The organism is Pseudomonas sp. S5D5, assembly GCF_003013355.1.
Classification (GTDB): domain Bacteria; phylum Pseudomonadota; class Gammaproteobacteria; order Pseudomonadales; family Pseudomonadaceae; genus Aquipseudomonas; species Aquipseudomonas aylmerensis.
In genome coordinates, this window is record NZ_PTEO01000001.1 from 5,802,221 (window position 1) to 5,826,851 (window position 24,631).

General features: G+C 61.3%; 20 protein-coding genes and 1 other RNA gene. 5 read left to right on the top strand and 16 right to left on the bottom strand.

Features of this window, described 5'->3' with window-relative positions; genetic code table 11:
- Positions 1–2 precede the first annotated feature (2 nt).
- The 9 genes from mraY to rsmI form a co-directional block, all read right to left on the bottom strand.
- A complete protein-coding gene (gene mraY / locus C9990_RS26480; RefSeq protein WP_003171875.1) occupies positions 3–1,085 on the bottom strand; it encodes a phospho-N-acetylmuramoyl-pentapeptide-transferase in 1,083 nt (360 codons plus the stop codon).
- Positions 1,085–2,455: a UDP-N-acetylmuramoyl-tripeptide--D-alanyl-D-alanine ligase gene (gene murF, locus C9990_RS26485; RefSeq protein ID WP_106805130.1), complete on the bottom strand. Its 1,371-nt coding sequence runs from the start codon at positions 2,453–2,455 to the stop codon at positions 1,085–1,087. Before murF ends, mraY begins: the two co-directional genes overlap by 1 nt.
- Positions 2,448–3,911, bottom strand: coding sequence for a UDP-N-acetylmuramoyl-L-alanyl-D-glutamate--2,6-diaminopimelate ligase (locus C9990_RS26490; protein ID WP_106805131.1), 1,464 nt, complete (start codon positions 3,909–3,911; stop codon positions 2,448–2,450). Before C9990_RS26490 ends, murF begins: the two co-directional genes overlap by 8 nt.
- Positions 3,911–5,653: a penicillin-binding protein 2 gene (locus C9990_RS26495; protein WP_162946142.1), complete on the bottom strand. Its 1,743-nt coding sequence runs from the start codon at positions 5,651–5,653 to the stop codon at positions 3,911–3,913. Before C9990_RS26495 ends, C9990_RS26490 begins: the two co-directional genes overlap by 1 nt.
- Entirely contained in the window at positions 5,653–5,946 is a 294-nt protein-coding gene (gene ftsL, locus C9990_RS26500; protein WP_003188663.1) for a cell division protein FtsL, read from the bottom strand. The genes C9990_RS26495 and ftsL overlap by 1 nt, the downstream gene beginning before the upstream one ends.
- Positions 5,943–6,890: a 16S rRNA (cytosine(1402)-N(4))-methyltransferase RsmH gene (gene rsmH, locus C9990_RS26505; RefSeq protein ID WP_065900808.1), complete on the bottom strand. Its 948-nt coding sequence runs from the start codon at positions 6,888–6,890 to the stop codon at positions 5,943–5,945. Before rsmH ends, ftsL begins: the two co-directional genes overlap by 4 nt.
- Entirely contained in the window at positions 6,887–7,342 is a 456-nt protein-coding gene (gene mraZ / locus C9990_RS26510) for a division/cell wall cluster transcriptional repressor MraZ (protein ID WP_003171868.1), read from the bottom strand. Before mraZ ends, rsmH begins: the two co-directional genes overlap by 4 nt.
- Positions 7,343–7,696: 354 nt before the next feature.
- Positions 7,697–8,050: RNase P RNA component class A (rnpB, locus tag C9990_RS26515), an RNA gene on the bottom strand.
- Positions 8,051–8,145: 95 nt separating this feature from the next.
- Positions 8,146–9,018 (bottom strand): 16S rRNA (cytidine(1402)-2'-O)-methyltransferase, encoded by an 873-nt coding sequence (gene rsmI / locus C9990_RS26520; RefSeq protein WP_106805133.1) that lies wholly within the window; start codon positions 9,016–9,018, stop codon positions 8,146–8,148.
- 209 nt (positions 9,019–9,227) lie between these two features.
- Between rsmI and C9990_RS26525 the strand changes: the two genes are divergently transcribed.
- From C9990_RS26525 to C9990_RS26540, 4 genes are all read left to right on the top strand, one after another.
- Entirely contained in the window at positions 9,228–11,039 is a 1,812-nt protein-coding gene (locus C9990_RS26525) for a penicillin-binding protein activator (RefSeq protein ID WP_065900804.1), read from the top strand.
- Positions 11,039–11,410 carry a YraN family protein gene (locus tag C9990_RS26530; protein ID WP_065900802.1) on the top strand — a complete coding sequence of 124 codons (372 nt, stop codon included), beginning with the start codon at positions 11,039–11,041 and terminating at the stop codon, positions 11,408–11,410. Before C9990_RS26525 ends, C9990_RS26530 begins: the two co-directional genes overlap by 1 nt.
- Before the next feature lie 92 nt (positions 11,411–11,502).
- Entirely contained in the window at positions 11,503–12,096 is a 594-nt protein-coding gene (locus C9990_RS26535; protein WP_007972584.1) for a phosphoheptose isomerase, read from the top strand.
- Positions 12,093–12,674 carry a BON domain-containing protein gene (locus C9990_RS26540; protein ID WP_065900799.1) on the top strand — a complete coding sequence of 194 codons (582 nt, stop codon included), beginning with the start codon at positions 12,093–12,095 and terminating at the stop codon, positions 12,672–12,674. Before C9990_RS26535 ends, C9990_RS26540 begins: the two co-directional genes overlap by 4 nt.
- 68 nt (positions 12,675–12,742) lie before the next feature.
- Here C9990_RS26540 and C9990_RS26545 read toward each other — a convergent pair whose 3' ends face one another.
- The 7 genes from C9990_RS26545 to C9990_RS26575 form a co-directional block, all read right to left on the bottom strand.
- Positions 12,743–13,516: an OmpA family protein gene (locus tag C9990_RS26545; RefSeq protein WP_065900796.1), complete on the bottom strand. Its 774-nt coding sequence runs from the start codon at positions 13,514–13,516 to the stop codon at positions 12,743–12,745.
- A gap of 234 nt (positions 13,517–13,750) precedes the next feature.
- Positions 13,751–14,395 carry an MBL fold metallo-hydrolase gene (locus C9990_RS26550; protein WP_065900793.1) on the bottom strand — a complete coding sequence of 215 codons (645 nt, stop codon included), beginning with the start codon at positions 14,393–14,395 and terminating at the stop codon, positions 13,751–13,753.
- Positions 14,396–14,544: 149 nt separating this feature from the next.
- A complete protein-coding gene (locus C9990_RS26555) occupies positions 14,545–17,274 on the bottom strand; it encodes a LuxR C-terminal-related transcriptional regulator (protein ID WP_106805134.1) in 2,730 nt (909 codons plus the stop codon).
- Positions 17,275–17,526: 252 nt separating this feature from the next.
- On the bottom strand, positions 17,527–18,891 hold the full coding sequence (locus tag C9990_RS26560; RefSeq protein WP_106805135.1) for a DUF1329 domain-containing protein: 1,365 nt from the start codon (positions 18,889–18,891) through the stop codon (positions 17,527–17,529).
- 29 nt (positions 18,892–18,920) lie between these two features.
- Positions 18,921–20,783, bottom strand: a complete 1,863-nt coding sequence (locus tag C9990_RS26565; protein WP_106805136.1) for a DUF1302 domain-containing protein — start codon at positions 20,781–20,783, stop codon at positions 18,921–18,923.
- Positions 20,784–21,113: 330 nt separating this feature from the next.
- Entirely contained in the window at positions 21,114–22,796 is a 1,683-nt protein-coding gene (locus tag C9990_RS26570) for a fatty acid--CoA ligase (RefSeq protein ID WP_065900780.1), read from the bottom strand.
- Between the two features lie 131 nt (positions 22,797–22,927).
- Positions 22,928–23,560 (bottom strand): LysE family translocator, encoded by a 633-nt coding sequence (locus C9990_RS26575; RefSeq protein WP_025855566.1) that lies wholly within the window; start codon positions 23,558–23,560, stop codon positions 22,928–22,930.
- A gap of 84 nt (positions 23,561–23,644) precedes the next feature.
- Between C9990_RS26575 and C9990_RS26580 the strand changes: the two genes are divergently transcribed.
- Positions 23,645–24,610 (top strand): 2-hydroxyacid dehydrogenase, encoded by a 966-nt coding sequence (locus C9990_RS26580; RefSeq protein ID WP_065900777.1) that lies wholly within the window; start codon positions 23,645–23,647, stop codon positions 24,608–24,610.
- The last annotated feature ends 21 nt before the right edge of the window (positions 24,611–24,631 follow it).

Below are 24,631 nucleotides of genomic sequence, written 5' to 3' on the forward strand. Positions count from 1 at the left end.
TTCTACCTCAGTTTCAGGGTGGCAAGGCCGACCAGTACCAGAATCACGGTGATGATCCAGAAGCGGACAATCACGCGTGGCTCGGGCCAGCCCTTGAGTTCAAAGTGGTGGTGAATCGGCGCCATGCGGAACACGCGGCGCCCGGTCAATTTGAAGGAGGCCACCTGGATGACCACCGACAGGGTTTCCATCACGAACACACCGCCCATGATGAACAGCACGATTTCCTGGCGAACGATCACCGCGATGGTGCCCAGGGCCGCGCCCAGCGCCAGTGCGCCGACGTCGCCCATGAAGACTTGTGCGGGGTAGGTGTTGAACCACAGGAACCCCAGGCCCGCACCGATCAGTGCGCCGCAGAACACGATCAGCTCACCCGCGCCCGGTACGTACGGGATCAGCAGGTATTCGGCGAATTTCACGTTGCCCGACAGGTAGCAGAAGATGCCGAGTGCGCCGCCGACCATCACCGTTGGCATGATCGCCAGGCCGTCGAGGCCGTCGGTGAGGTTGACCGCGTTGCTGGAGCCGACGATCACGAAATAGGTCAGCACCACGAAGCCGATGCCCAGTGGAATGCTGGCGTCCTTGAGCATCGGGATGATCAAGGTGGTTTCGACTGCGCTTGGCGCCGTGGTGTAGAGGAAGATCGCTGCGGCAAGACCGAATACCGACTGCCAGAAATACTTCCAGCGGCTAGGCAGCCCCTTGGAGTTTTTCTCGATGACTTTGCGGTAGTCATCCACCCAGCCGATGGCGCCGAACAGCAGGGTCACCAGCAGCACTACCCACACGTAGCGGTTGTGCAGGTCGGCCCACAGCAAGGTGCTGATACCGATGGACGACAGGATCAACGCACCGCCCATGGTCGGGGTGCCGGATTTGGACAGGTGCGACTGCGGGCCGTCATTGCGAACCGATTGACCAATTTGCAGGTTCTGCAGGGTGCGAATCATCCACGGCCCCAGAAACAGCGACAAAGACAGCGCAGTCAGCACACCCAGGATCCCGCGCAGGGTCAGGTACTGAAAGACCGCGAAGCCTTTGTGGAACTGTTGCAGATACTCAGCCAGCAGCAGCAGCATTAATGTTTCTCCGTACTTGAGCCACACAAGGCCGCGACGACGTTTTCCATCACCGCGCTGCGCGATCCCTTGATCAAAATGGTTGTGTGTTTGTCTTGTTCAGCGGCACCCAGGGCCTGGATCAACTCGGCCTGGGTCGCGAAATGCCGCGCACCTGGCCCGAAGGCATTGACGGCGTGTGCCATGTTCGGCCCCACGGCGTAGAGGGCGTCGACTTTGCCGGCGGCATAGGCGCCGACTTCGCGATGGCCTTGCTCCGCCCAGTCGCCCAGCTCACCGATATCGCCCAGCACCAGCACCTTGCGCCCGGCAAAGCCTTTGAGCAGGTCAACAGCGGCATTGATGGAGGATGGGTTGGCGTTGTAGGTGTCATCAATCACGCGCATGCCATTGGTTGCCAGCTGCGCGACAGTGCGGCCCTTGACCGGCTGCACAGCACCCAGCCCGGTGGCAATACCGAACAACGACACGCCCAGGGCGGATGCTGCAGCGGCAGCCGCCAAGGCGTTGGCGACGTTATGGTTGCCGAGCAGATTCAGTTGCACATGCTCGCTGCCTTGCGGGGTATGCAAGGTGAAGGACGGGCAACCACGGGCATCGACGCTGATGTTGGAAGCGTGGAAATCCGCCGCGGCGTTGAGCACGGAAAACGTCAGGACCTTGCGACCGGCGGCGCGTACACGCCAGGTGTCGAAGGCCTTGTCGTCCAGGTTCAATACCGCCGTCCCGGAGGCATCGAGGCCTTCGAGGATTTCACCTTTGGCTTCGACGATTTTTTCCGGGCCGCCGAACTCGCCGACATGGGCGGTACCGGCGTTGCTGATGATTGCCACGTGGGGCTTGGTCAGCGCCACGGTGTAGGCGATTTCGCCGACGCGCGATGCGCCCAGCTCGATCACCGCCGCAGTGTGTTCCGGGGCCAGTTCGAGCAGGGTCAGCGGTGCGCCAAAATCATTGTTGAGGTTGCCACGGGTGGCGAGCACCGGTCCGCGCGTGCGCAGGATGCCGGCGAGCAGCTCCTTGACAGTGGTCTTGCCGCTGGAGCCGGTGACGGCCGCCACAGGCTGGGTGAATGCGGCACGGTTCAGCGCGCCCAATTGACCCAAGGCCAGGCGCGTATCGGCAACCAGCAATTGCGGGAGTGTCGAGTCCGCCACTTCGCGCTGCACCAAGGCACCCACGGCGCCTTTGGCGGCGACGTCATTCAGGTAGTCGTGGCCGTCGAAACGCGGGCCGGCCAAGGCGACAAACAGTTGCCCCGGCTTGATGTTGCGGCTGTCGATACTGACGCCGTCGAAGCTGCTATCGCTCGACAGTACACGGGCCGACAGGGCCTGGGTCAGTTCGCTGAATTTCATCGCCTTAAGCATGGGCGACCTCCCAGGCCGTCAAGGCGTGATCAGCCTCGACCAGATCGGAGAAGGCATGGCGTTCGCCATTGATTTCCTGGTAGTCCTCGTGACCTTTACCGGCCAGCACTACCACGTCATCAGCGCTGGCGCTGGCGATCAATTGGGCAATGGCTGCGCCGCGACCGGCAACGAAGGCGGCCTTGGACGGATCTTTGAAACCAACGCGGATATCGTCGAAAATCTGGCTCGGGTCTTCGCTGCGCGGGTTGTCGTCGGTGACCAGCACACCATCGGCCAGGCGCTCGACGATCTCGGCCATCAACGGACGCTTGCCGCGATCGCGATCACCGCCACAGCCGAACAGGCAGAGCAATTTGCCCTTGGCGTGCGGACGCAGGGCCACCAGGACTTTTTCCAGGGCATCCGGCGTGTGCGCGTAGTCGACCACCACCAACGGCTGCTTGCCGCCACCCAGGCGCTGCATGCGGCCGACCGGACCTTCCAGCTTCGGCAGCACGCGCAGGATTTCGTCCAGCGCGTAATCCAGGCCGAGCAACGCGCCGACGGCGGCGAGGACGTTGCTCAAGTTGAACCGACCGAGCAGGCTGCTGCGCAGATGGTGTTCGCCTTGTGGCGTCACCAGCGTGGCGCGCACGCCTTCGTCATTGAACTGGGCGTCGCGGCAATACAGGTAGGCGCTGGCATCTTCCAGGCTGTAGCTGATCAGGCGCGACTCACGGTCTTCAGCCGCCAGCTGCCGACCGAATTCGTCGTCCAGGTTCACTACCCGGCACTTAAGGTCATTCCAGGCAAACAGCTTGGCCTTCTCGGCGGCGTAGGCTTGCATGGTGCCGTGGTAGTCCAAGTGATCGCGGGACAGGTTGGTCATCACCGCCACATCGAAGGCCAACGCGGCAACACGCCCCTGGTGCAGCCCATGGGACGAAACCTCCATGGCAACCGCCTTGGCGCCGGCCTTCTTCAGGTCGGCCAGGGTCGCCTGCACGGCAATCGGGTTCGGCGTGGTGTGCAGGCCGCTTTGCAGCGCGCCGTAGAAACCGGTGCCCAACGTACCGACGATGCCGCAATGCTGGCCCAACAGGTCCAGCGCTTGCGCGACAAGCTGGGTCACGCTGGTCTTGCCATTGGTGCCGGTCACGCCGACCAGGTTCAAGTGACGGCTCGGGTCACCATAAAAGCGCCCTGCAATGTCCGACAGCTGCGCAGCCAGGCCTTTGACCGGAATCAACGGCACGTCAGTGATCGGCAGCACGGTGGCGCCTTCGACTTCATAGGCCACGGCAGCCGCGCCGCGCTGCAGGGCATCGGCGATATGCGCACGACCATCGTACTTGCCGCCAGGCACCGCCAGGAACAGGTCTCCGGCGCGCACATTACGGCTGTCCAGGCTCAGCTCGCGGATCAACAGATCGCGACCGGCATGGGCAAAAATCTTGTTCAGGCTAAGAGACATCAGCCGCGCCCTCCATTGGCTTTTGCAGCAGCGGCCGGTGGTCCGGCGTTCGCTTGTTGGGTCGGCGGCAGATTGTCCGGCGTGATGTTCATCAGGCGCAGGGTGCCGGACATCACTTTGCTGAACACCGGTGCCGAGACCAGGCCACCGAAGTAACCGGCTTTGCTCGGTTCATCGATGACCACGACGATGGCGTAGCGTGGATCGCTCATCGGGCCGAAGCCTGCGAACAACGAACGGTAGGAGTTTTCGGCGTAGCCCTTGGTGCCCACCGAGGTCTTACGCGCAGTACCCGACTTGCCGGCCACGTGATACGCCGGCACCTGGGCACGGAACACGCCGCGGGGTGCTTCGATCACTTGTTGCAGCATGCCTTGCATGGTCTTAGCGACGTTTTCCGGGATCACCTGGGTGGCTTTCGGTGCCTCGTCGACATGGATCAGGCTCAACGGAACCATGCGGCCGTTGTTGGCCAATACAGAGAAAGCGTGCGCCAACTGAATCGCCGTCACCGACAGGCCGTAGCCGTAGGAAAGCGTGGCCGTCTCGGCCTTTTTCCAGTCGCGGTAGTTGGGCAGGTTGCCGACACGCTCGCCTGGGAAGTCCAGGCCGGTAGGCTGGCCGAGACCGATTTTCTGTGCCAGGTGGTAGATGGTCTCGCCGCCGATATCGAAGGCGACCTTACTCATGCCCACGTTACTGGAGTTGATCAGGATACCTGTCAAATCCAGCACCGGACCTTCGGTACGGGATACGTCACGAATGGTGTATTTGCCCAACTGCAAGGTACCCGGATACACCTCGACCTTGTCGCTGGGTTTCCAGCGCCCGGTTTCCAGGGCAGCACTCATGGAGATGGCTTTCATGGTCGAACCCGGCTCGAACACGTCGATCATGGCGCGGTTACGCATCATCGCCGGTTGCAGGTTGCGACGGTTGTTCGGGTTGTAGGTCGGCTGGTTGACCATGGCCAGGATCTCGCCGGTCTTCACGTCCATGATCACCAGGCTGCCGGCCTTGGCGCCGTTCTCGATGATCGCGTTACGCAGCTCGCGGTTGGCCAGGTATTGCAGGCGCAGGTCAATGGACAACGCCAAGGGCTTACCGGCCTTGGCGTTTTTGGTGACCTGGACATCCTTGATCAGTCTGCCGCGCCGATCCTTGATGACTTGTCGTTTGCCGGGAACCCCGGCCAGCCATTCATCGTAGGCCAGTTCCACGCCTTCGCGGCCGTGGTCATCGATATCGGTGAAGCCCACCATATGCGCGGTGGTTTCACCGGCCGGGTAGAAACGACGGAATTCCTCGATGCCATACACACCGGGGACTTTAAGGTCGAGCACCTGCTGGCCCTGCTCGGGAGTCAGGCCGCGAACCAGGTAGATGAATTCTTTGTTGGCCTGGGCTTCCAGGCGTTCAGCCAAGGCTTTCGGGTCCTGGCCGAGGGCGGCAGCGAGTGCCGGCCAGCGGTCCTTGGCCACCTGCAGCTCTTTGGCGTTGGCCCACAGGGTCGTCACCGGCGTACTGACGGCCAGGGGCTCACCGTTACGGTCGGTGATCAGGCCGCGGTGCGCAGGAATAGGAATATGACGCAGGCTGCGGGCATCGCCCTGGCCGATCAGGAAGTCGCGGTCGACTACTTGCAGGTCGATGATCCGCCAGGCGATCGCCCCCACCATCAGTGCCAGCAAGCCGAGTACCAGGCGGAAGCGCCAAGGGTAGAGTGCGCCTTCGAGTTTCATCATGGCGCCACCATCCGAACTTCAGCCGCGCCCGGGATGTGCATCTTCAGCTGTTCGGTGGCCAGCACTTCGATACGGCTGTGGGCGGTCCAGGTGCTTTGTTCCAGGATCAACCGACCCCATTCCGCCTGGGCCTTATCGCGCACGCTCAACTCCCCGTAGAGGGTGTTGAGCAACTGGCGGTTCCAGTGGGCGCTGTAAGACACCGCAATCGCGGACACCAGCACGCCGACAAACAGCAGCAACATAAAGAAGCTGCCGCCCGGGAGGGGCTTGGCGAAAAGCTTGCTCACCGCAACTTCTCCGCAACACGCATGACGGCACTGCGGGCACGCGGGTTGGCCTTGAGTTCGGCTTCGGAAGCGAACTGCGCTTTGCCATGGATTTTGATTTTCGGCACAAAGGCTTCGAAACGCACCGGCAGGTTGCGCGGCAGGTTATCGGACTCGCCCTTGACCAGGCGACGCATGAACAGTTTGACGATGCGGTCTTCCAGGGAGTGGAAGCTGATCACCACCAGGCGACCGCCCACTTCCAGCGCCTCGAGGGCTGCCTCGAGGCCAGCCTCCAGGTCGCCCAATTCGTTGTTGACGTGAATGCGCAGGCCCTGGAACGCGCGAGTTGCCGGGTTCTTGCCCTTTTCCCACGCGGGGTTGGCGACTTTCAGCACCTCGGCCAGATCGGCAGTGCGCTCGAACGGCTGGATTTCACGGCGCTCGACCACGGCACGCGCCATGCGACCGGCGAAGCGTTCTTCACCGTATTCCTTGAAGACACGGGCGATTTCTTCCACCGGTGCGGTGGCGATGAACTGTGCGGCACTGACACCCCGGGTGGGGTCCATGCGCATGTCGAGCGGACCGTCGTTCATGAAACTGAAACCGCGCTCCGGGTCGTCAAGCTGTGGCGAGGACACGCCCAGGTCGAGCAAAACCCCGGCCACCTTGCCCGCCATGCCGCGCTCGGCCACTTCGGCACCCAGCTCGGCAAAGCTGCGCTGCACAACGACAAAGCGGCCGTCTTCGGCCGCTAGCGCTTGCCCGGTGGCAATCGCTTGAGGGTCTTTGTCGAACCCGAGGAGCTTACCGTCAGATCCGAGCTGGCTGAGTATCAAGCGGCTATGCCCGCCCCTGCCGAAGGTGCCATCCAGATAGCAGCCATCCGCGCGTACGGCGAGAGCCTCAACGGCTTCGTCAAGCAGTACGGTGATGTGGTTAAAGCCGCTATCAATAGTCACAGGATCAAATCACGCAGTTCATCAGGCATCGCGCCCGGTTGTTGAATAGCAGCCAGGTCAGCTGCAGAAACAGCATCCCAGGCATCTTCGTCCCACAATTGGAACTTGTTCAGTTGGCCGACCAGCATTGCGCGCTTATCGAGCTTGGCGTACTCGCGCAAACGCGGGGGCACCAGGAAACGACCACTGCCATCGAGTTCGAGGTCGACGGCATTACCAATCAGCAATCGCTGCAGACGGCGGTTTTCTTCACGCAATGAAGGCAAGGCGCGCAACTTGGTTTCAATCAACTCCCACTCATCGAGGGGGTAAACGCACAAACAAGGGTCAACGGCATCGATGGTGATGATTAACTGTCCGGAACTTCGCGAAATGAGCTCGTCACGATACCGGCTCGGCATGGCGAGACGGCCTTTTGCATCGAGACTGATAGCGTTAGCTCCGCGAAACACAGATGCGTTTCTCCAAATTTTAGCGTTTTACGTTCAAAAAACCCACTTTGTGCCACTTTCCGCCACTTGCGCACACTATAGGAATGCGCCTACCACACCGTCAAGGCGCGGATTCAAGGAAAAGCCTTACAGAACGGAGATTTAGGAGCGTAAAAGGAGGAGAAACCAGAGTTCGGCGATGTTTTGGGCCCAGCAAGCGCAGTTAGCTCAAAGAGCTATGGCTTAAAGTTAAAGTGATTTATTAAGAGTAAGATTTTTTTGGTATTACGAAGATGCATCTGCCAATGATTCGGCAGGGAGGGATTCTTGCGTTATTACCGGGTTTCTGCCCGAGATTCGGACAAAAGGAAAAAGGTGGAGAGTCGATCTGTAAGCCGGGTTCTGTCTTGAACAGTCATTCGTCTACGATGGCCATCACTGGACATCTTTAGCAACCTACCCGGTCCCAGCGCGGGCCACGCCTTGGGACCCTATTTGGTCTTGCTCCAAGTGGGGTTTACCTAGCCACGAACTGTTGCCAGACGTGCGGTGCGCTCTTACCGCACCTTTTCACCCTTACCGGCACCGAAGTGCTTAGGCGGTTATTTTCTGTGGCACTTTCCGTAGGCTCACGCCTCCCAGGCATTACCTGGCACTTCGCCCTATGGAGCCCGGACTTTCCTCCCCCCCCTAATTTTCATAGAGGGCAGCGACTGTCCAATCGACTCTCCGCCGCGCAGGTTAACGGCACGGCGGCTTGAGGACAAGTATTAAAGTGCAGCATTGCCATCACGTTCAGACGGAATACAGGATTAGCTGCGGAACTATTCGGTTTTCTGTTTATCCAGCGCAACTTGATACAACAGGTTCTTGCGCACCCCGGTAATTTCCGCCGCCAGGGCTGCCGCGCGCTTGAGTGGCATTTCCTTGAGCAACAAATCGAGGATGCGCATCGCCTCACTGCCCACGGCGTCGTCCGCTTCCGGCGCAGTCCAGCCTGCCACCAACACCACGCACTCGCCGCGCTGCTGGTTACTGTCACCCTCGACAAAGGCGCGCAGCTCTTCAAGCGGCAGCCCCTTGAGGGTTTCGAAGGTCTTGGTCAGCTCACGGGCAAGCAGCGCCAGGCGCTCGCCGCCGAACACCAGCTCCATGTCCTGCAGGCATTCGAGAATCCGATGAGGGGCTTCGTAGAAGATCAGGGTGCGCGGCTCTTCCTTCAAGGCCTGAAGACGCGCACGCCGTCCCACCGCCTTGGCGGGCAGGAAACCCTCGAAAATAAAGCGGTCCGACGGCAACCCCGCCGCGGATAATGCAGCGATCAGCGCGCACGCTCCCGGAACAGGCACTACATTGATACCAGCGGCCCGCGCCTGGCGGACCAAGTGATAGCCCGGGTCGGAAATCAGCGGTGTACCCGCATCGGAGATCAGCGCCACATCGTCGCCGGCCAGCAAACGCACGATAAAACGGCTGCCTTCCTCGCGCTCGTTGTGCTCGTGGCAGGCGGCCAATGGCGTGCTGATACCAAAATGCTGCATCAAGCGCTGGGAGTGCCGTGTGTCTTCGGCCGCGATCAATTTAACCTCGCGCAACACTTTCAGCGCCCGGGCACTGATGTCGTCCAGGTTGCCAATGGGCGTCGCCACGACAAAAAGCGAGCCTGCAGTGGAATTCAAAGGACCTGGAGCAGTCAAAACGCACACCTCGATGGTTGGCAAAAGCCATATTGTAGCGCGTAGGCGCTTTGAAAAAATGCCATCAAGGCCGATGCCTTTTCAGCCGTCGACGCCCGACAGCAACATTTGCACCACCTAAATCGACGGTTTCACGCCAGTAACATCGCGCCTGGGCCAGTGCTTGGGTACAATTCCACGCTAATTTGATCGGTATCAGGAACACTTACATGATCGCTTGCCTGCGGCTGCTCTCCGCCCTCTGCCTCGCTGCCTTGCTGGCCGCTTGCGCCAGCTCGCCCTCGTCCAGCCTTGGCGACCTTCCACGGACCCCGGACGCCAGTATCGAGCAACTGCTCGAACAGGCCACTACCGCCAAGACGCCAGAAAAGGCCGCATTACTGCGCCTGAGTGCGGCTGACATGGCCTATAAGCAGAACAATCCTGGCCGCTCGGCGCAGATCCTTGCGCAGGTGCCACTGGACGTCCTCAAGCCAGCGGCGCAAGTCTTTGCCAGCACCCTGGCCGCTGAGCTGGCGATGGCTCGCAACCAGCCCAAGGCGGCGTTGACGGCCCTGAACCATCCAAGCCTGCAAAGCCTGAAGGACCTGCCGGCCGAACAGCAGATCCGCACCGGCAGCGTGCATGCCCGCGCTTATGAAGCCGATGGCCAGACGTTGGCCGCCGCCCGCGAACGCGTGGCCATGGCCCCGCTGCTGACCGGCGACGCCGCCCGCAGCAACCATGAAGCCATCTGGACGTTGATCGCCGCACTGCCGGCCGAACAGCTGCAAGCCAGCGGCAACCCGGTGCTCGACGGCTGGATCACCCTGGCCCAGTCGGTCAAGGGCGCCGGTACGTTGGAACAGCAGCAAGCAGCCATCGACACCTGGCGCGCGCAGAACCCGGGTCACCCGGCGGCCGTGCAGCTGCCGACGCCGCTGACCAAGCTCAAGGAGCTGGCCAGCCAGCCCTTGAACAAGATCGCCCTGCTGCTGCCACAGGACGGCCCGCTGGCCGGTGTCGGCAAGGCGTTGCGTGAAGGTTTCATGGCCGCGCACTACCAGGCTGAACAAGCCGGGCAGAAGCCGCCTGTCATCGAGTTCTATGACAGCTCGCGCCTCACTTCCCTCGACGACTTCTACGCCAAGGCCCAGGCTGCCGGCGTGCAACTGGTGGTCGGCCCGCTGGAGAAGCCACTGGTCAAACAGCTGAGCGCACGCCCGCAATTGCCGATCACTACCCTGGCGCTGAACTACAGCGAGACCGATCAGAGCCCGGCGCAACTGTTCCAGTTCGGCCTCGCGGCTGAAGACGAAGCTCGCGAAGTGTCGCGCCGCGCCCGCGCCGACGGCCTGCATCGCGCTGCCGCCATGGTGCCGCGTGGCGAATGGGGCGAGCGTGTCTACAAGGCCTTCCGCCAGGATTGGGAAGCCAACGGCGGCACCGTCGTCGGTGTCGAGTATGTCGACCAGCCTGTCGCCCTCGCCCAGCAAATTGCCGACCTGTTCCAGCTGCGTAAAAGCGAAGGCCGCGCCAAGAGCCTGCAAAGCACGGTGGGCACCGACGTAGCAGCACAGCCGTCGCGTCGCCAGGACATTGAGTTCATCTTCCTGGCCGTGACCCCGCAACTGGCCCAGCAGATCAAGCCGACCCTGAACTTCCAATATGCCGGTGACGTGCCGGTGTACGCGACCTCCCACGTGTTCAGCGCCAGCGGTGACAAGAACCAGTACCTGGACATGACCAACGTGATGTTCTGCGAAACCCCTTGGCTGCTGAACACCACCGACCCACTGCGCAACCAGGTTGCCGCGCAATGGCCACAAGCCAATGGCAGCCTCGGCCGCCTGTATGCGATGGGTGTCGATGCCTACCGCCTGGCACCGCGCCTGGGTCAGCTCAAGGCGCTCCCGGATACCCGCGTTGACGGCCTTTCGGGCAGCCTGGGCATCAACGCCAACCAGCGCGTTGACCGCCAGATGCCGTGGGCCAAGTTCGTCGGTGGCGATATCCAGCGCCTGCCGGACACCCCGCGCTGATGCCCGAGCGGTCCCGCGCGCAAAGCGGCAAGGATGCCGAACTTCAAGCTCTGAAACATCTGCAACAACAGGGTCTGCGCCTTCTGGCGCAGAACTGGTTATGTAAACGCGGCGAGCTTGATCTGGTCATGCTTGACGGCGATACAGTAGTATTCGTCGAAGTCCGCTACAGAAAACACGCACAATGGGGTGGCGCGCTCGCCAGTATTGACGGGCGCAAGCGTCAGAAGCTGATACTCGCCGCGCAGTTTTTCCTGCAGAAAGAGCATCGCTGGGCCGATTCCCCCTGCCGTTTCGATGTGGTTGCCATAGAAAGCACACCGTCGGGTTCTGCTGATCTGAGATGGCTCAAGAGTGCCTTCGACAGCTGATTCACCGGACATCTTCACCACACACTTTTGCTCTTTGCTTTGCGGGCTGCACATTCCTGTGCCAAACAGCCGCGCTACTTAAGGTCACACAGATGGACATGCAATCCCGAATTCGCCAGCTTTTCCAGGCCAGCATCGACACCAAGCAACAGGCGATGGAAGTACTTGCACCGCACATCGAGCAAGCCAGTCAGGTCATGGTCAACGCCTTGCTCAACGAGGGCAAAATGCTTTCGTGCGGCAATGGCGGTTCAGCCGGCGATGCCCAGCATTTCTCGTCCGAACTGCTCAACCGCTTCGAGCGTGAACGCCCGAGCCTGCCGGCCATCGCCCTGACGACCGATTCGTCGACGATCACTTCGATCGCCAACGACTACAGCTACAACGAAATCTTCTCCAAGCAGATCCGCGCCCTGGGCCAACCGGGCGATGTGCTGCTGGCGATTTCCACCAGCGGCAACTCGGCGAATATTATTCAAGCGATCCAGGCCGCACATGATCGCGAAATGATTGTAGTAGCATTGACCGGACGCGATGGCGGCGGCATGGCCTCGCTGCTGCTGCCTGAAGACGTGGAAATTCGCGTCCCGGCCAATGTCACCGCACGTATTCAGGAAGTCCACCTGCTGGCGATCCACTGCCTGTGCGATCTGATCGACAGCCAACTGTTCGGGAGTGAAGAATGACCGTTAAACGTCTCAGCCTATTGGCTATTGCGCTGTGCCTCGGCATCAGCGGTTGCAGCACGGCCATCACCGCGACACGAGACACCCCCATTCAGGATGACAAGGGTACCCGCACCTTCGGCAGCAAGATTGATGACTCGCTGATCGAAACCAAGGTCGAAGTGAACGTCGCCAAGGCCGCCACGGACCTGGGCAACGGCGCCTCGCGCATCGTCGTCACCAGCTTCAACGGTGTGGTGCTGCTTGCCGGCCAGACCCCGCGCGCCGACCTCAAGGCCCAGGCCGAACAAGCGGCGTCGGCCGTGCAGCGGGTCAAGAAGGTCCACAACGAATTGCAGGTCATGGAACCGATCACCCTGCTGGCCATCAGCAATGACGCCCTGCTGACCACCAAGATCAAGGCGCAGATGCTCACCGACAATGCGATCCCCGGTTCGCGCATCAAGGTCGTCACCGACAACGGTATCGTCTACCTGATGGGCCTGCTGACCCAGGCCGAAGCCACTCGCGCAGCCAACCTGGTGCAAGGCGTGTCCGGCGTGCAAAAAATCGTGAAGGTGTTCGAGTACATCGACTGATGTAACCGACAGCCACAAAAAAGGGCGCCGTGCATTGACTGCACGGCGCCCTTTTTATTGGCGAAAGTTTACTGGTACTGCGAGTACGGGTTGCCCTGGAACTGGTTGTTCTGCTGCGGCGCTTGTTGCTGGGCACCTGGCTGACCGTATTGCTGGCCAGGGATCGGGCCGAGGTTCACTTCGACGCGACGGTTCTGGGCACGACCGTTGACGTCAGCGTTGCTGGCAATCGGGTTATCCGGGCCGGCACCGCGGGCACTCAGGTTGGTCGGGCTGACGCCTTGCGAGGTCAGGTAGTTGGCCACGCTCTGCGCACGACGCTGGGACAGATCCATGTTCAGCTGGCGGCTGCCGGTGCTGTCGGTGTAGCCAACGATCTGAATGGTGTTCTGGTTGAACTGCTTGAGCGAGTTGGCCAGGTTGTTCAGCGGCTGGTAAAAGCTGCTGGAGATCGCATCCGAGTTGGTGGCGAAGGTGATGTTGCCCGGCATGATCAGCTTGATCTGGTCACCCTGGCGCTGAACTTCAACCCCGGTGTTGGCCATGCTCTCGCGCAGTTTCTTTTCCTGCTGGTCGGCGTAGTAGCCGTAGCCTGCAGCGCCGATACCGGCGATGGCGCCACCGATCAGCGCGCCCTTGCCACGGTTGTTATGGTCGATGGCCGCACCTGCCAATGCGCCTGCCAGGGCGCCCAGGCCACCGTACTTGGCGGTCTTGCTGATACCGCCGGATTCATTGCTCGCCTGTCCCTGGCTGCTGCCGTCATAAGGATTAGGTGAAGCGCAGCCGGATAACAGGGCTACGACAGTAGCGACAACAAGCAGACGACGCGAAGTGAACATGAGGGGAGCTCCTACTTTTGCATTCTGTGGTGCAAAGGACATTGGCAATGGACCTGTGCCGAGTTTGGAACACGACAGACGGTAAAAATTCCGCGACCACGTGCGGGCCTGTAACAAAACATTGGCCACCATCGCCGCTACAGAAACCGTAGCAGACGGTTCCTGAATGCGACCTGTGTTTTTTGCTACAACGTTTGCCCGCTAAAGGTCAGCCCTGCCCTTGGGATTAGTCCTTCACGCCCTAACAAACGGGTTCTCGCGCATCTCATCCCCCAGGCGCGTATCCGGTCCATGCCCCGTCACCACCGTCGCACCTTCGTCGAGTGTGTAGAGCCGCTGCTTGATCGAACGCACGATCGTCGCCTGGTCACCGCCCCACAAGTCCGTGCGGCCTACTCCGCGCCGAAACAGCGTGTCGCCGGCAATCAGCAGCTTGGCTTCCGCAAACCAGAAACTCATCGACCCCGGCGTGTGCCCCGGCGTATGCAGTGCCACACCGCAACCGCAGGCCAGCTCTTCGTCATCGGCCAGCCAGCGGTCCGGCGCGGGCACCGGGGTGTAGGGCACACCAAACATCTGGCATTGCATTTCCAGGTTGTCCCAGAGGAATTGGTCCTCCTTGTGCAGATGCAGGGTGGCGCCGGTTTTCTCTTTCAACTGGCCCGATGCCAGGAAGTGATCGAGATGAGCGTGAGTGTGGATGATGCTCACCACTTTCAGGCCCAGCGCATCGAGACGTGCCAGGATCAATTCGTGGTTGCCGCCCGGGTCGACCACGATGGCCTTTTTAGTGACGGGATCGCCGATGATGGTGCAGTTGCACTGCAACGGGCCGACGGGAAAGGTTTCGCGGATGAGTGTCGGCTTGGGGGTGTTCATGGGAGGGCCTCTGGTGCAAGTGCAAGGTAATGTTCTGATTGCACTATTAAAACAGACTGCGGCGGCTGCGCAGCCGAACGCGAGCATGCTCGCTCGCCACAGAACGCTTGCTCACCCTGACAGGCTCGGTCGGCAGGAAGCTGGATTCTTTACCCAATCAGCCGCAATTCCTGCGCCCGCGCCACCGCCTGGGTGCGCCGCTCTACCCCGAGCTTGCTGTTGATATGGCTCGCGTGGGTCTTGACCGTGTGCAGGGAGATGAACAATCGGTTGCTGATTTCCTGGTTCGAACAGCCCTGGGCGATCAATTGCAGGACCGCCAGCTCGCGGGCGCTCAAGGTTTCGTGGTTGGGTGACGCCTCGACCACAATGACCGCCGGCAACCGGGCCAGGAGGCTCTGATTGAGCAACCCGTGGGGATCCTTGCCGAGTTGCTCGCGCATCCAGTCCGGGTGGTTTTCCAGCAGCCGCTGGAACGGTTGCAGCGCGCCGCCCGCGCCCGCCTCGAGCGCCTGTGCCACTACCGGTCGAGCCTTGGCCTCGTCGCCGTTCTCGAGCAACAACTGCGCCTGTTGAGTCAGGGCCATCAGCGCAATCATCTGGCGCCCGCTGTTGTGGGCCTGCTGCGCCAACGCTTCAAGCCGTTGCAGCGCCGCCTCGGGCTGATGGCGAGTGGCATCCAGTGCAGCCTGTTGCAGCCCGATATGTTGCGGCAAATGGGGATGAAACTCCGGCGCCGCGGCGGCGTGTTCACCGTTGTAGGTTTGCCCCAGGCGCGTCAGCCAGGCGTCAGCCAGGTCGGTGCGGCCCTGGGCCAGCCAGAGTTCGCATTTGATCAGGGTAATCATCGCCAGGTAGTAGATCGGCGGCACGTCCCAGATGTGCATCAGGCGTTCGGCTTCGGCGAGTTCGGCGAAGGCCTTGGGGAAATCCGCGCGGCGCCCTTCGAAACTGGCGATCACACAATGTCCGATCAGCACACTGATGTCGCGGCACGCACGGGCCTCGGCGAGACCGGCACGCAGGCGAGCCAGGCCGGCCTCGGGCTCGAACCGCACCAGCAACAGATAACCTTCATAGAGCGATAACCGCGCGCGCACCGCGTAAAGCCGCTGTGGAGCCAGCCCGTGCAGGCGCTGCAGGCCTTGGCGAACCTCATCCAAAGACCGCAGGATTTCACCGCGCGCCTGCAGTACCCGCGCGCGGTCGTAATGCGCCAGCGCCTCGAACAGCGGGTTGCCGACGCGCTGCGCCAGCTCCAGCGACTCGCGATTCAAGCCGCGCGCGCGCCACAGATCGGCGTCGACGATGGCCAGGTTCGAAAGGGTCGACAGGCACATCAGCCGTTGGCCATAACGGCGTTGCGGCAGGCTTTCCAAGGCTTCGCTGCAATAACGCTGGGTCAGCTCGCGATCACCGCGCCCACGCGCGATGATCCCGCTCAGCGCCAGCCATTGGGCCAGCATCGATTTCTGCGCAGTTGCCGACGGTGCCGGCAGGAAACGGCTGAGGTAGCTCGACAACTCTTCCGCCGCGTCCAACTGGCAGGCCAGGCCCAAGGCCCAGCTGTAGAGCACGATCAAGCGCGGCGTACTGATCAACAGGCGGTCGGGCAAGTCCATTTTCCAGCGCAGCAGCATGCCGACATTCTGCTCGGCCAGCAGCTGCTCCTCGGACAGGTTCTGCACCAGGTTGGCGGCCACGTCCAGATGCCCGGCGCGCAGCGCCTGCTCTACCGCCTCGTCGATCAAACCCTGGGCGTTGAACCAACGGCAGGCACGCAGGTGCAGGCTGGCGGCAGGCAACACATTGCTGCTGGCACGGCGGGTGCGCAGCAGGTCGGAGAACAGATGGTGATACCGGAACCAATGGCCCTGCTCATCCAGCGGCACCAGGAACACCTGGTGGGATTGCAGGTACCGCAGGATTTCGGCGCTGTCGTGGGCTTCGCGCACCGCGTCGCACAGCTCGCTGCAAAAGCGCTCTTGGGGGGCGGTGTCGAACAGGAACGCCTGCACTTCGGCCGGCAGGCAGTCGATCACTTCCTCCAACAGGTAATCGCGAATCAGCCCTTCACCGCCATGCAGGCTTTGCGGCAAGGCGCCTTCACTGCCGGCTTCGGACGCAGCCAGCAACCAGAACCGCAGGCCGGCAACCCAGCCCTCGCTGCGGCGGATCAGGTTGTCGAGGGCCTCGCCGCGCAATGAACTGCTGTGGTGGTCCAGCACGGCCAGGGATTCGGCATGGGTCAGGCGCAAGTCCTGTTCATGCAACTCGAGCAAGTGCCGCGACAGGCGCAGGCGCGCCAAATGCCAATCCGGCCGCTGGCGACTGGTGACCAGCACCACCAGCCCATCAGGCAAATGATTGAGGAAAAATTGCAGGCAGCGGTCGAGCACCGGGCCCTGGGCCAGATGGTAGTCATCCAGCACCAGCAACAGCGGCGCACGGCTGGACAGGTGTACGGTCAGTTCATCGAGCAGGCCATCGAGCCACTCTTCAAAGGCGAAAGGTTGGTGACGCTGGCGCATCTTCAGCAGGCCCAGGGATTGGGCGCCAAGTTGCGGGAAGAATTGCTGCAAGCCATCGAGCAGGCGCTCGAGGAAACGCCCGGGGTCATTGTCGCGCGGGCTCAGGCCCAACCACAGGCTTTGCCAGTGAGCAGGCAAGCCCTGGCAGAACTCCACCGCCAACGAACTCTTGCCGAACCCCGCCGGCGCGCTGACCAAGAGCAGGCGACCTTCCAGCCCAGCAGCCAGGCGTTCGCACAAACGCGGTCGCAGCACGTAGCCGTCAGGCAGCGGTGGCCTGTAGAAACGACCTTCCAGGGTCGGGATTACCGCGCTGGCAGGCCCTTGGATTCGGGACAGATCAGTCATCGCCGGGCTCTTGTAGAAGGCTGTTGTCGGCATTGCAGATGTCCGCAGACTAGCGGTAAAAGCGGCAGGTTTGTAGATCTTTGCAACAAATGACTGAAAAGAACTGCGACAAAAAATCTCACCACAAAAAAGCAGGAGCTGGCTTGCCGGCGATGCAGGCGCCTCGGTCTGTCAGTTGCACCGAGGGGATGCTATCGCTGGCAAGCCAGCTCCTACACGGGGCCGGCTTCCCTATCGAGGGATTGCTTGGGCTTAGCGAACACCATCCTGGCGCAGGGCTGCGGGGGTGAAGTCGCTGGTGGTGGCGGTGAAACCGAAGTCATAGGCCTGCTTCTCTTCGTTCTTCATGCCCAGGGCCAGGTAGCGGCCGGACTGCAGGTCGTAGAGGGTTTCCAGGGCGTACCACGGCACTTGCTTGTCGTAGTAGTTCTCGGCATGCGCTTCGGCGACGCGCCACAGTTGGCCACGACCGTCGTAGTGGTCGATGACCGCGGCTTGCCAGGTGTCTTCGTCGATGAAGAAGTCACGCTTGGCATAGATGTGGCGCTGGCCTTCCTTCAGGGTCGCAACCACGTGCCACACGCGGCGCAGCTCGTAGCGTGCCAGGTCCTGGTTGATGTGGCCGGCCTTGATGATGTCGGCGTACTTGAGCTTCGGATCGTCGATCTTGTAGCTGTTGGAGGCGATGTAGATTTCCTTCTTGCCTTCCAGTTTCCAGTCGTAGCGATCCGGCGCACCGTTGTACATGTCGAGGTTGTCGGAGGTACGCAGGCCGTCGGCGGCGGTACCCGGGCCGTCATAGGACACTTGCGGCGCCCGGCGCACACGGCGCTGGCCAGCGTTGTAGACCCACGCCGAGCGCGGCTCCTTCACCTGGTCCAGGGTCTCGTGCACCAGCAGTACACCACCGGCCAGACGTGCCGGCGCGGTCACTTGCTGCTTGAAGTAGAACAACACGTTGCCCGGATTCTTCGGATCGAAATCCTTCATCTTGTCGCGGAACACGAACTGGTCTTTGAAGTACACCAGGCTGAACGAGCCGTTGGTTTGCGGCGTGGCCTGGGTCACCAGGCGGGTCACGCTGCCGCCGCGATAGCGGGTGATGTGGTTCCAGATGACTTCCACGCCGCTTTTCGGGATTGGGAACGGAATCGCGGTTTCGAAGTTTTCCAGGCCGTTGCCGCCGGACACCAGGTTGGTGGTGGTGGCGTTCTTCTTGATGGCGGAGAACACATCAGCCGGCACGGTGGCGCCGCGATGAGTCGGGTAGACCGGCATCTTGAAGGTGTCCGGATAACGCTTGAACATCGCGTATTGGCCCGGCGCCAGCTTGTCTTTGTATTGCTCGACGTTCGCCGCGGTGATGGTGAACTGCGGCTGTTCGCTGGCGTAAGGGTTGGCCAGGAAACCACGCGCGTCGACAGCGCCGGCGTTGGTCGGCAATGGCGTCCATTTCGGAATGGTGCCTGCCGCGTTACCGGCCATCTCGGCCCCCATCGGCGTCAGGGTCGTACCCAGCTTGGCCGCTTCATCCGCCGAGACCGCCGCCATGACGTTGCTCGCCAGGATCGACAGCCCAAGCACACCCACGTGCAACAGACTTTTAGTTATTTTCATGTTCTGGTTCTTCCTAGAAATGCATTCGCTTAGAAGTTGGCGCCGACACTGAGTGCGATGAAGTCACGATCATCCACGGTGGAATACTTGCCGCCGAAGAAGTTGGTGTAGGCCAAGCTCGCGGTGTAGGTATTCTGGTATTCGGCATCCAGTCCAAGGCTTACGGCTTTACGGCCTTCTTCAAAGTTACCGCCAGGGCCAGGTGAGTAACCGCTGACGTCATGGGACCAGGCCACGTTCGGCTTGAGGTTCACACCGGCGAACACATCCGGGTACTCCCAGATGGCACGGCCACGGTAGCCCCAGGAGTTGGCGGTGGTGAAGCCGTCGTTGTTGCAGTTGGTGGTCAGGTTGCTGCGGTCGGTGCCTGGGCCTGCACCGTCGAAGGTGCTGGAGTTGAGTGCGGTGCACATGGAACCGCGGCCCGGACCAAATACCGGGTCACGTCCGTAACGAGCTTTTGAGCTGCTTTCCAGACCGCCCACGTGAGTCAGGCCGACCTCGCCCACCAGCGTCAAGCGGCTGGCGCCCATGACCTGATCAAAGAAGTGAGTGAAGGTTGTCTGGATCTGGGTAATTTCCTTGCGGTTGTACCCATTCAGGTCCTGCCCCGCCACACCCTTGAGGGGTGATGCATTAGTGAACCCCGCCAGAGGCGTGACGCCTGCATAGAGGATGTCGGTGGTGTTGAGTTGCACCGGCGCATTCGGACGGTAACTTACTTCACCGCTCCACGCCGTGCCTGTCGGCAATGTTGTAGAGAAACTCAGGCCATACAGGCGGATATCTTCTGGGTATTCGATAAAATAGCTGGAGTTACCCGCAACAATGAGTGGGCGCAACCTGGCTACCGGGAATGCATTGGCTGCCGCATAGGTAGCGGCCGGCGCACCTTTGGCACTGAAGATCGGTGCCCGGCTGTGGTAGTTCATGAAGAAGGCGCCGAATTCGGTGTCCAGCGGCTCGAAGTTATAGTGCATGGCCACGCCAAACTGGCCGCCATCGCGTGCATCCCGGTCGCCATCACGCCTTACCAGCACACCCTCCTCGTTGATGTTGAGGCCATAAGGGGCCAGAGGTCCCAGAGCCCCCCCTGCCGCGAGTACCGAACGCTTGCTGAGCAGGCGAAGGTTGTCATCGCAACCGCCGGTAATCACGTCTGCTTGCGAGAAGAACGTCCCGCAGTTGTCGGTCACCGTCTTTTCCCAATCCAACTGGTAAAAAGCTTCCGCCGACAAGTTATCGGTCAGCGTCTGCGACACGTAGAACATGTTGACCGGAATCAGACCTTCTTTGATTTCGGCGCCTGGACGACGGAAAGCAGCGACGTCAATCGGGTTGACGGAGTTGATACCGCCGCCGATGAAAGTACTTTCGCCCCAACTCACTACCTGCTTGCCGAAACGTACCGAGCCCGGCTCATCGGCAATCGAGTAGTTGTGATAAATGAACGCGTCGAGAATCTGCCCACCTGAAGACCTGGCGCCTTGCGGACGGCCTTTATCACTGATGTTCTTGAAGTCCAGGTCATCGTCCTTGAGCTTGAAGTCATACCAGTACTTTCCACGTACAAACACACCGGTATCGCCATACTTCAACTCAAGGTCATGGATGCCCTTGAAGATCTTCGAGAAGGAGTCGCCCTTGTCGAAGTTCAAATGCCCATCATCGGAGGTTTGCGACAACCCCTTGCCACCGTTGTTGACGCCGATCAGATCGCGGTTGCGCTCAGATGTAGACCAACTGGCCCCCACGGAAAGAGACGAGTCAAAACTCCCTTCGATTTCACCGATATTGAAACTGACGCCGAATGCGGGCCCGGCGAGCGTAGAGGCGAGACTGACGGCCAGGGGCAACTTCGCCCGGCGCCAGAACTGGTTTACTGAGGTCATCGACGCTACTCCATGTGCATTATTGTTATGGCAGTGAGTTCTTTCTGTGATGCGTGTAACGGCCGGAATACAACGATTCCAATGCCGCTCGGCAACCGGGCCCCCATGGCCCGAAGCGGAACATCCGTGAAAAACTCTGGAAGGGACTATAGCCAGCAGGGGGTAGCGCTTGATCCCTCTAAAGTGTGATTTGCATCACCAACCCGTCTGCCACAACCCTTTCGCCATGTCGGCGAGGGCCGACGCGGCAAGGATGGCTGAAAATTGGCAAATCACAAGTGAAGGCGCGAGATAGAGCATTGCCGTGCCTTTTGGGCACGGCCAAGCGGCTCAGAGGGTGGACAGGAACGTACTGTTGTTCGCCTGCCATTCAATGATGTCGATGCGGATACGTTTTTTGTCGAGTTTGCCGACACTGGTCTTGGGAATTTCCGTAACAACGGCGATCTGGTTCGGAATCGCCCACTTGCTCAAATGGCCCAGTTCCACGAACGGCTTGAGGTGTTCCTTGAGTTCACGGGCCCCTATCACATGGCCATCACGCACCACCAGCAACGCAAACGGGCGCTCGCCCCACTGCGGGTCGGCGATGCCCACCACCGCTACTTCGCGTACCGCCGGGTGCCGGCTGACCAGGTCTTCGAGGGCCAGGGAAGAGATCCACTCGCCCCCAGTCTTGATCACGTCCTTGATGCGGTCGCGGATATCGATCACGCCGAAGGCATCCAGCGTGGCCACGTCGCCCGTGTGCATCCAGCCACCCGCCCACAGCTCGGCGCCCTTCTGCGGCTCGTTGAAATAGCCTTCCGAGAGCCACGGCGCGCGCAGTACCAACTCGCCCTGGGACTCGCCATCGGCCGGCAGGAAATTCCCGTCGCCGTCGATGATCGCCGCCTCCACCAACGGCCCGGGTACGCCGGCCTTGATGCGATACGTGGTGCGCTCGTCCTCGGTGCCCGCCATCAGCTCTTCGTTGAGGTGGGCGCAGGACACCAGCGGGCCGGTCTCGGACATGCCGTACGCAGCGGTCAACTGAATCCCGCGTGCCTTGGACGCTTCATACAGCGAACGGTTGAGGGCGCTGCCGCCGATGACGATTTTCCAGCCAGCAAAATCCACCCCCTGGGCAGCCTTGGCGTTGAGCAGCATCTGCAGGATGGTCGGCACGCAGTGGGAGAAAGTGACCTTTTCCTTGCGCCACAACTCCACCAGGTATTCAGGGTCGTAGCGGCCGGGATAGACCTGTTTCAGGCCGAGCATGGTCGCCACGTACGGCAAGCCCCAGGCATGCACGTGGAACATCGGCGTGATCGGCATGTACACATCGTTGGTGCCGAGCAGGCGCACGCTGTCGACGCTGCCCATGATGGTCGCCACGCCAATCGTGTGCAGCACCAACTGGCGATGGGTGAAGTACACGCCTTTAGGGTTACCGGTGGTACCGGTGGTATAGAAGGTAGTGGCGACGGAATTTTCGTCGAAATCCTGGAAATCGTACTTCGGGCTGGCGGCCGCCAGCAGGGTTTCGTACTCGCCGACCAGGTGGGGCAGTTCGGCGGTTTTCGCGTCGCCGTCGGTGAGCAATAAGGTTTTGTCGACGGTGGTGAGCTGCGAGGCGATGGCCTGGTAGAGCCCCACGAACTCGCTGTTGACCAGCACGAAGCGGTCCTCGGCGTGGTTCATGGTGTAGAGAATCTGTTCCGGCGACAGCCGCACATTGATGGTGTGGATCACCGCGCCGATCATCGGGATGGCGAACATGCACTCCAGGTAACGGTGGCTGTCCCAGTCCATCACCGCCACGGTGTCGCCGGCCTTGACCCCGGCCTCGGTCAATACATTGGCCAGGCGGGCAACCCGTTCGGTCAGGGTCGGGTAGGTGTAGCGCAGTTTGTCGCGGTAGACGATCTCCCGGGTCTTCTCGTAACGGGTACCGGACATCAACAGGCGCTTGATCAACAGCGGGTACTGGTAAGCGCCTTCGGCGGGCGGGATAACACGGGTCTGCAACATAAGAATCCCTTTAATGACTGCACGGTCTTGGCTTGTAGGCCTGCACTTTAGAGACCTTATGTTTCAGCCAAATCAGCCAAAGGAATGATTTGCAGACCCCAATGAATGCTAGCTTTGCGCCAGCATTCGGCTTATTTCATGCTGGTGAATGCCAGCTTCACCCCAATCGCAATCAACACCGCGCCCATGGTCCGATCGAACCAGTGCCCCATCCGCGCAAAACCTGCGCGCACGCGCTGCTGGCTGAACAGCATGGCCACCAGGCAGAACCACAGCGCCGTCGCCACCGCCAGGTACACACCGTAACCGGCCTGGATCGCCAGCGGCGTGTGCGGGTTGATGACGACGGTGAACAGCGAGAGGAAGAACAGCGTAGCCTTGGGGTTCAAGCCATTGGTCACGAAACCTGCGGTAAACGCGCCGCGCGGGGTGCGCTCACCGGCTTCACGGTGCAACTCGCCCTCGGCGGCAGGCTTGGCCGGCTGCGCGCGCAGGGCCTTGAAACCGATGTACAACAGGTAGGCCGCCGCCGCCCACTTGAGCGCGTTGAACAGCACGATGGACTGGGACACGATCAAACCGATACCGAGCAGCGAATACCCCACGTGCAGGAAAATCGCCGAGCCCACCCCCAGCGCGGTCCAGGTGCCGGCGCGACGGCCGTGGGTAACACTTTCGCGCACCACCACGGCGAAATCCGGGCCAGGGCTGGCCACCGCCAACAAGTGAATCAAGGCCACGGTCAAAAACTCGGCGACGTACATACTCACTCCATTAAGTAACTGATTATTTCATCTGATAGGCTCGGCAGATTACGCCTTCGAACTCAGTCGCAAAAGGTACAGTTGATGACGAACAATCGCCGCGCCGTCTTCCTTGATCACCCGTCCCTGGACCTGGGGGACCTTGACCTCAGCGAGTTGCGCAACACCTTCAGCGAGTTGCAGCTGTTCACCGACACCACGCCCCAGAACGTGGTCGAGCGCCTGCAGGGCGCTGACGTGGTGATCAGCAACAAAATCGCGCTGAGCACCGAAACCCTGGCGGCGTGCCCACAACTCAAGCTGATCCTGGTGTCGGCCACCGGCACCAACAACGTCGACCTTGAGGCCGCCCGCGCGCATGGCATCACCGTGAGTAACTGCCAGGGCTACGGCACGCCGTCGGTGGCACAGCACACGATCATGTTGCTGCTCAATCTGGCGACGCGCTTGAAGGACTATCAGCGAGACGTGGCCGCCGGCAAATGGCAGCAAGCCAAACAGTTCTGCCTGCTGGACTACCCGATTGTCGAACTGGAAGGCAAAACCCTCGGCCTGCTGGGCCATGGCGAGCTGGGTAGCGCGGTCGCACGCCTGGCCGAAGCCTTTGGCATGCGCGTGCTGCTCGGCGCGATCCCGGGCCGCCCTGCCCGTGCCGACCGCGTGCCGCTGGATGAATTACTGGCGCAGGTCGACGCGCTGACCCTGCACTGCCCGCTCAACGAGCACACCCGCGACTTTATCGGCGCCCGCGAACTGGCACTGCTCAAGCCTGGCGCGTTCATCGTCAACACCGCGCGCGGTGGCTTGATCAACGAGCAGGCCCTGGCAGACGCGTTGCGCAGCGGTCACCTGGGTGGCGCGGCGACCGACGTATTGAGCGTGGAACCGCCGGTCAACGGTAACCCGTTGCTGGCCGGTGATATCCCTCGGCTGATTGTCACCCCGCACAATGCCTGGGGCAGTCGCGAGGCGCGCCAGCGCATCGTCGGGCAACTGACGGAAAACGCCCGGGGCTTTTTCAGCGGCGCCCCGCTGCGCGTTGTGAGTTGATAAACTGCGCCCCTTTTCAAG

Coding starts and splice junctions, on each gene's coding strand:
- C9990_RS26565 (WP_106805136.1), bottom strand. CDS start 20,783: ATGACCTCAGTAAACCAGTTCTGGCGCCGGGCGAAGTTGCCCCTGGCC.
- C9990_RS26570 (WP_065900780.1), bottom strand. CDS start 22,796: ATGTTGCAGACCCGTGTTATCCCGCCCGCCGAAGGCGCTTACCAGTAC.
- C9990_RS26540 (WP_065900799.1), top strand. CDS start 12,093: ATGACCGTTAAACGTCTCAGCCTATTGGCTATTGCGCTGTGCCTCGGC.
- mraY (WP_003171875.1), bottom strand. CDS start 1,085: ATGCTGCTGCTGCTGGCTGAGTATCTGCAACAGTTCCACAAAGGCTTC.
- C9990_RS26580 (WP_065900777.1), top strand. CDS start 23,645: ATGACGAACAATCGCCGCGCCGTCTTCCTTGATCACCCGTCCCTGGAC.
- C9990_RS26575 (WP_025855566.1), bottom strand. CDS start 23,560: ATGTACGTCGCCGAGTTTTTGACCGTGGCCTTGATTCACTTGTTGGCG.
- C9990_RS26560 (WP_106805135.1), bottom strand. CDS start 18,891: ATGAAAATAACTAAAAGTCTGTTGCACGTGGGTGTGCTTGGGCTGTCG.
- murF (WP_106805130.1), bottom strand. CDS start 2,455: ATGCTTAAGGCGATGAAATTCAGCGAACTGACCCAGGCCCTGTCGGCC.
- C9990_RS26495 (WP_162946142.1), bottom strand. CDS start 5,653: ATGAAACTCGAAGGCGCACTCTACCCTTGGCGCTTCCGCCTGGTACTC.
- C9990_RS26530 (WP_065900802.1), top strand. CDS start 11,039: ATGCCCGAGCGGTCCCGCGCGCAAAGCGGCAAGGATGCCGAACTTCAA.
- C9990_RS26550 (WP_065900793.1), bottom strand. CDS start 14,395: ATGAACACCCCCAAGCCGACACTCATCCGCGAAACCTTTCCCGTCGGC.
- C9990_RS26525 (WP_065900804.1), top strand. CDS start 9,228: ATGATCGCTTGCCTGCGGCTGCTCTCCGCCCTCTGCCTCGCTGCCTTG.
- C9990_RS26545 (WP_065900796.1), bottom strand. CDS start 13,516: ATGTTCACTTCGCGTCGTCTGCTTGTTGTCGCTACTGTCGTAGCCCTG.
- C9990_RS26535 (WP_007972584.1), top strand. CDS start 11,503: ATGGACATGCAATCCCGAATTCGCCAGCTTTTCCAGGCCAGCATCGAC.
- C9990_RS26555 (WP_106805134.1), bottom strand. CDS start 17,274: ATGACTGATCTGTCCCGAATCCAAGGGCCTGCCAGCGCGGTAATCCCG.
- C9990_RS26490 (WP_106805131.1), bottom strand. CDS start 3,911: ATGTCTCTTAGCCTGAACAAGATTTTTGCCCATGCCGGTCGCGATCTG.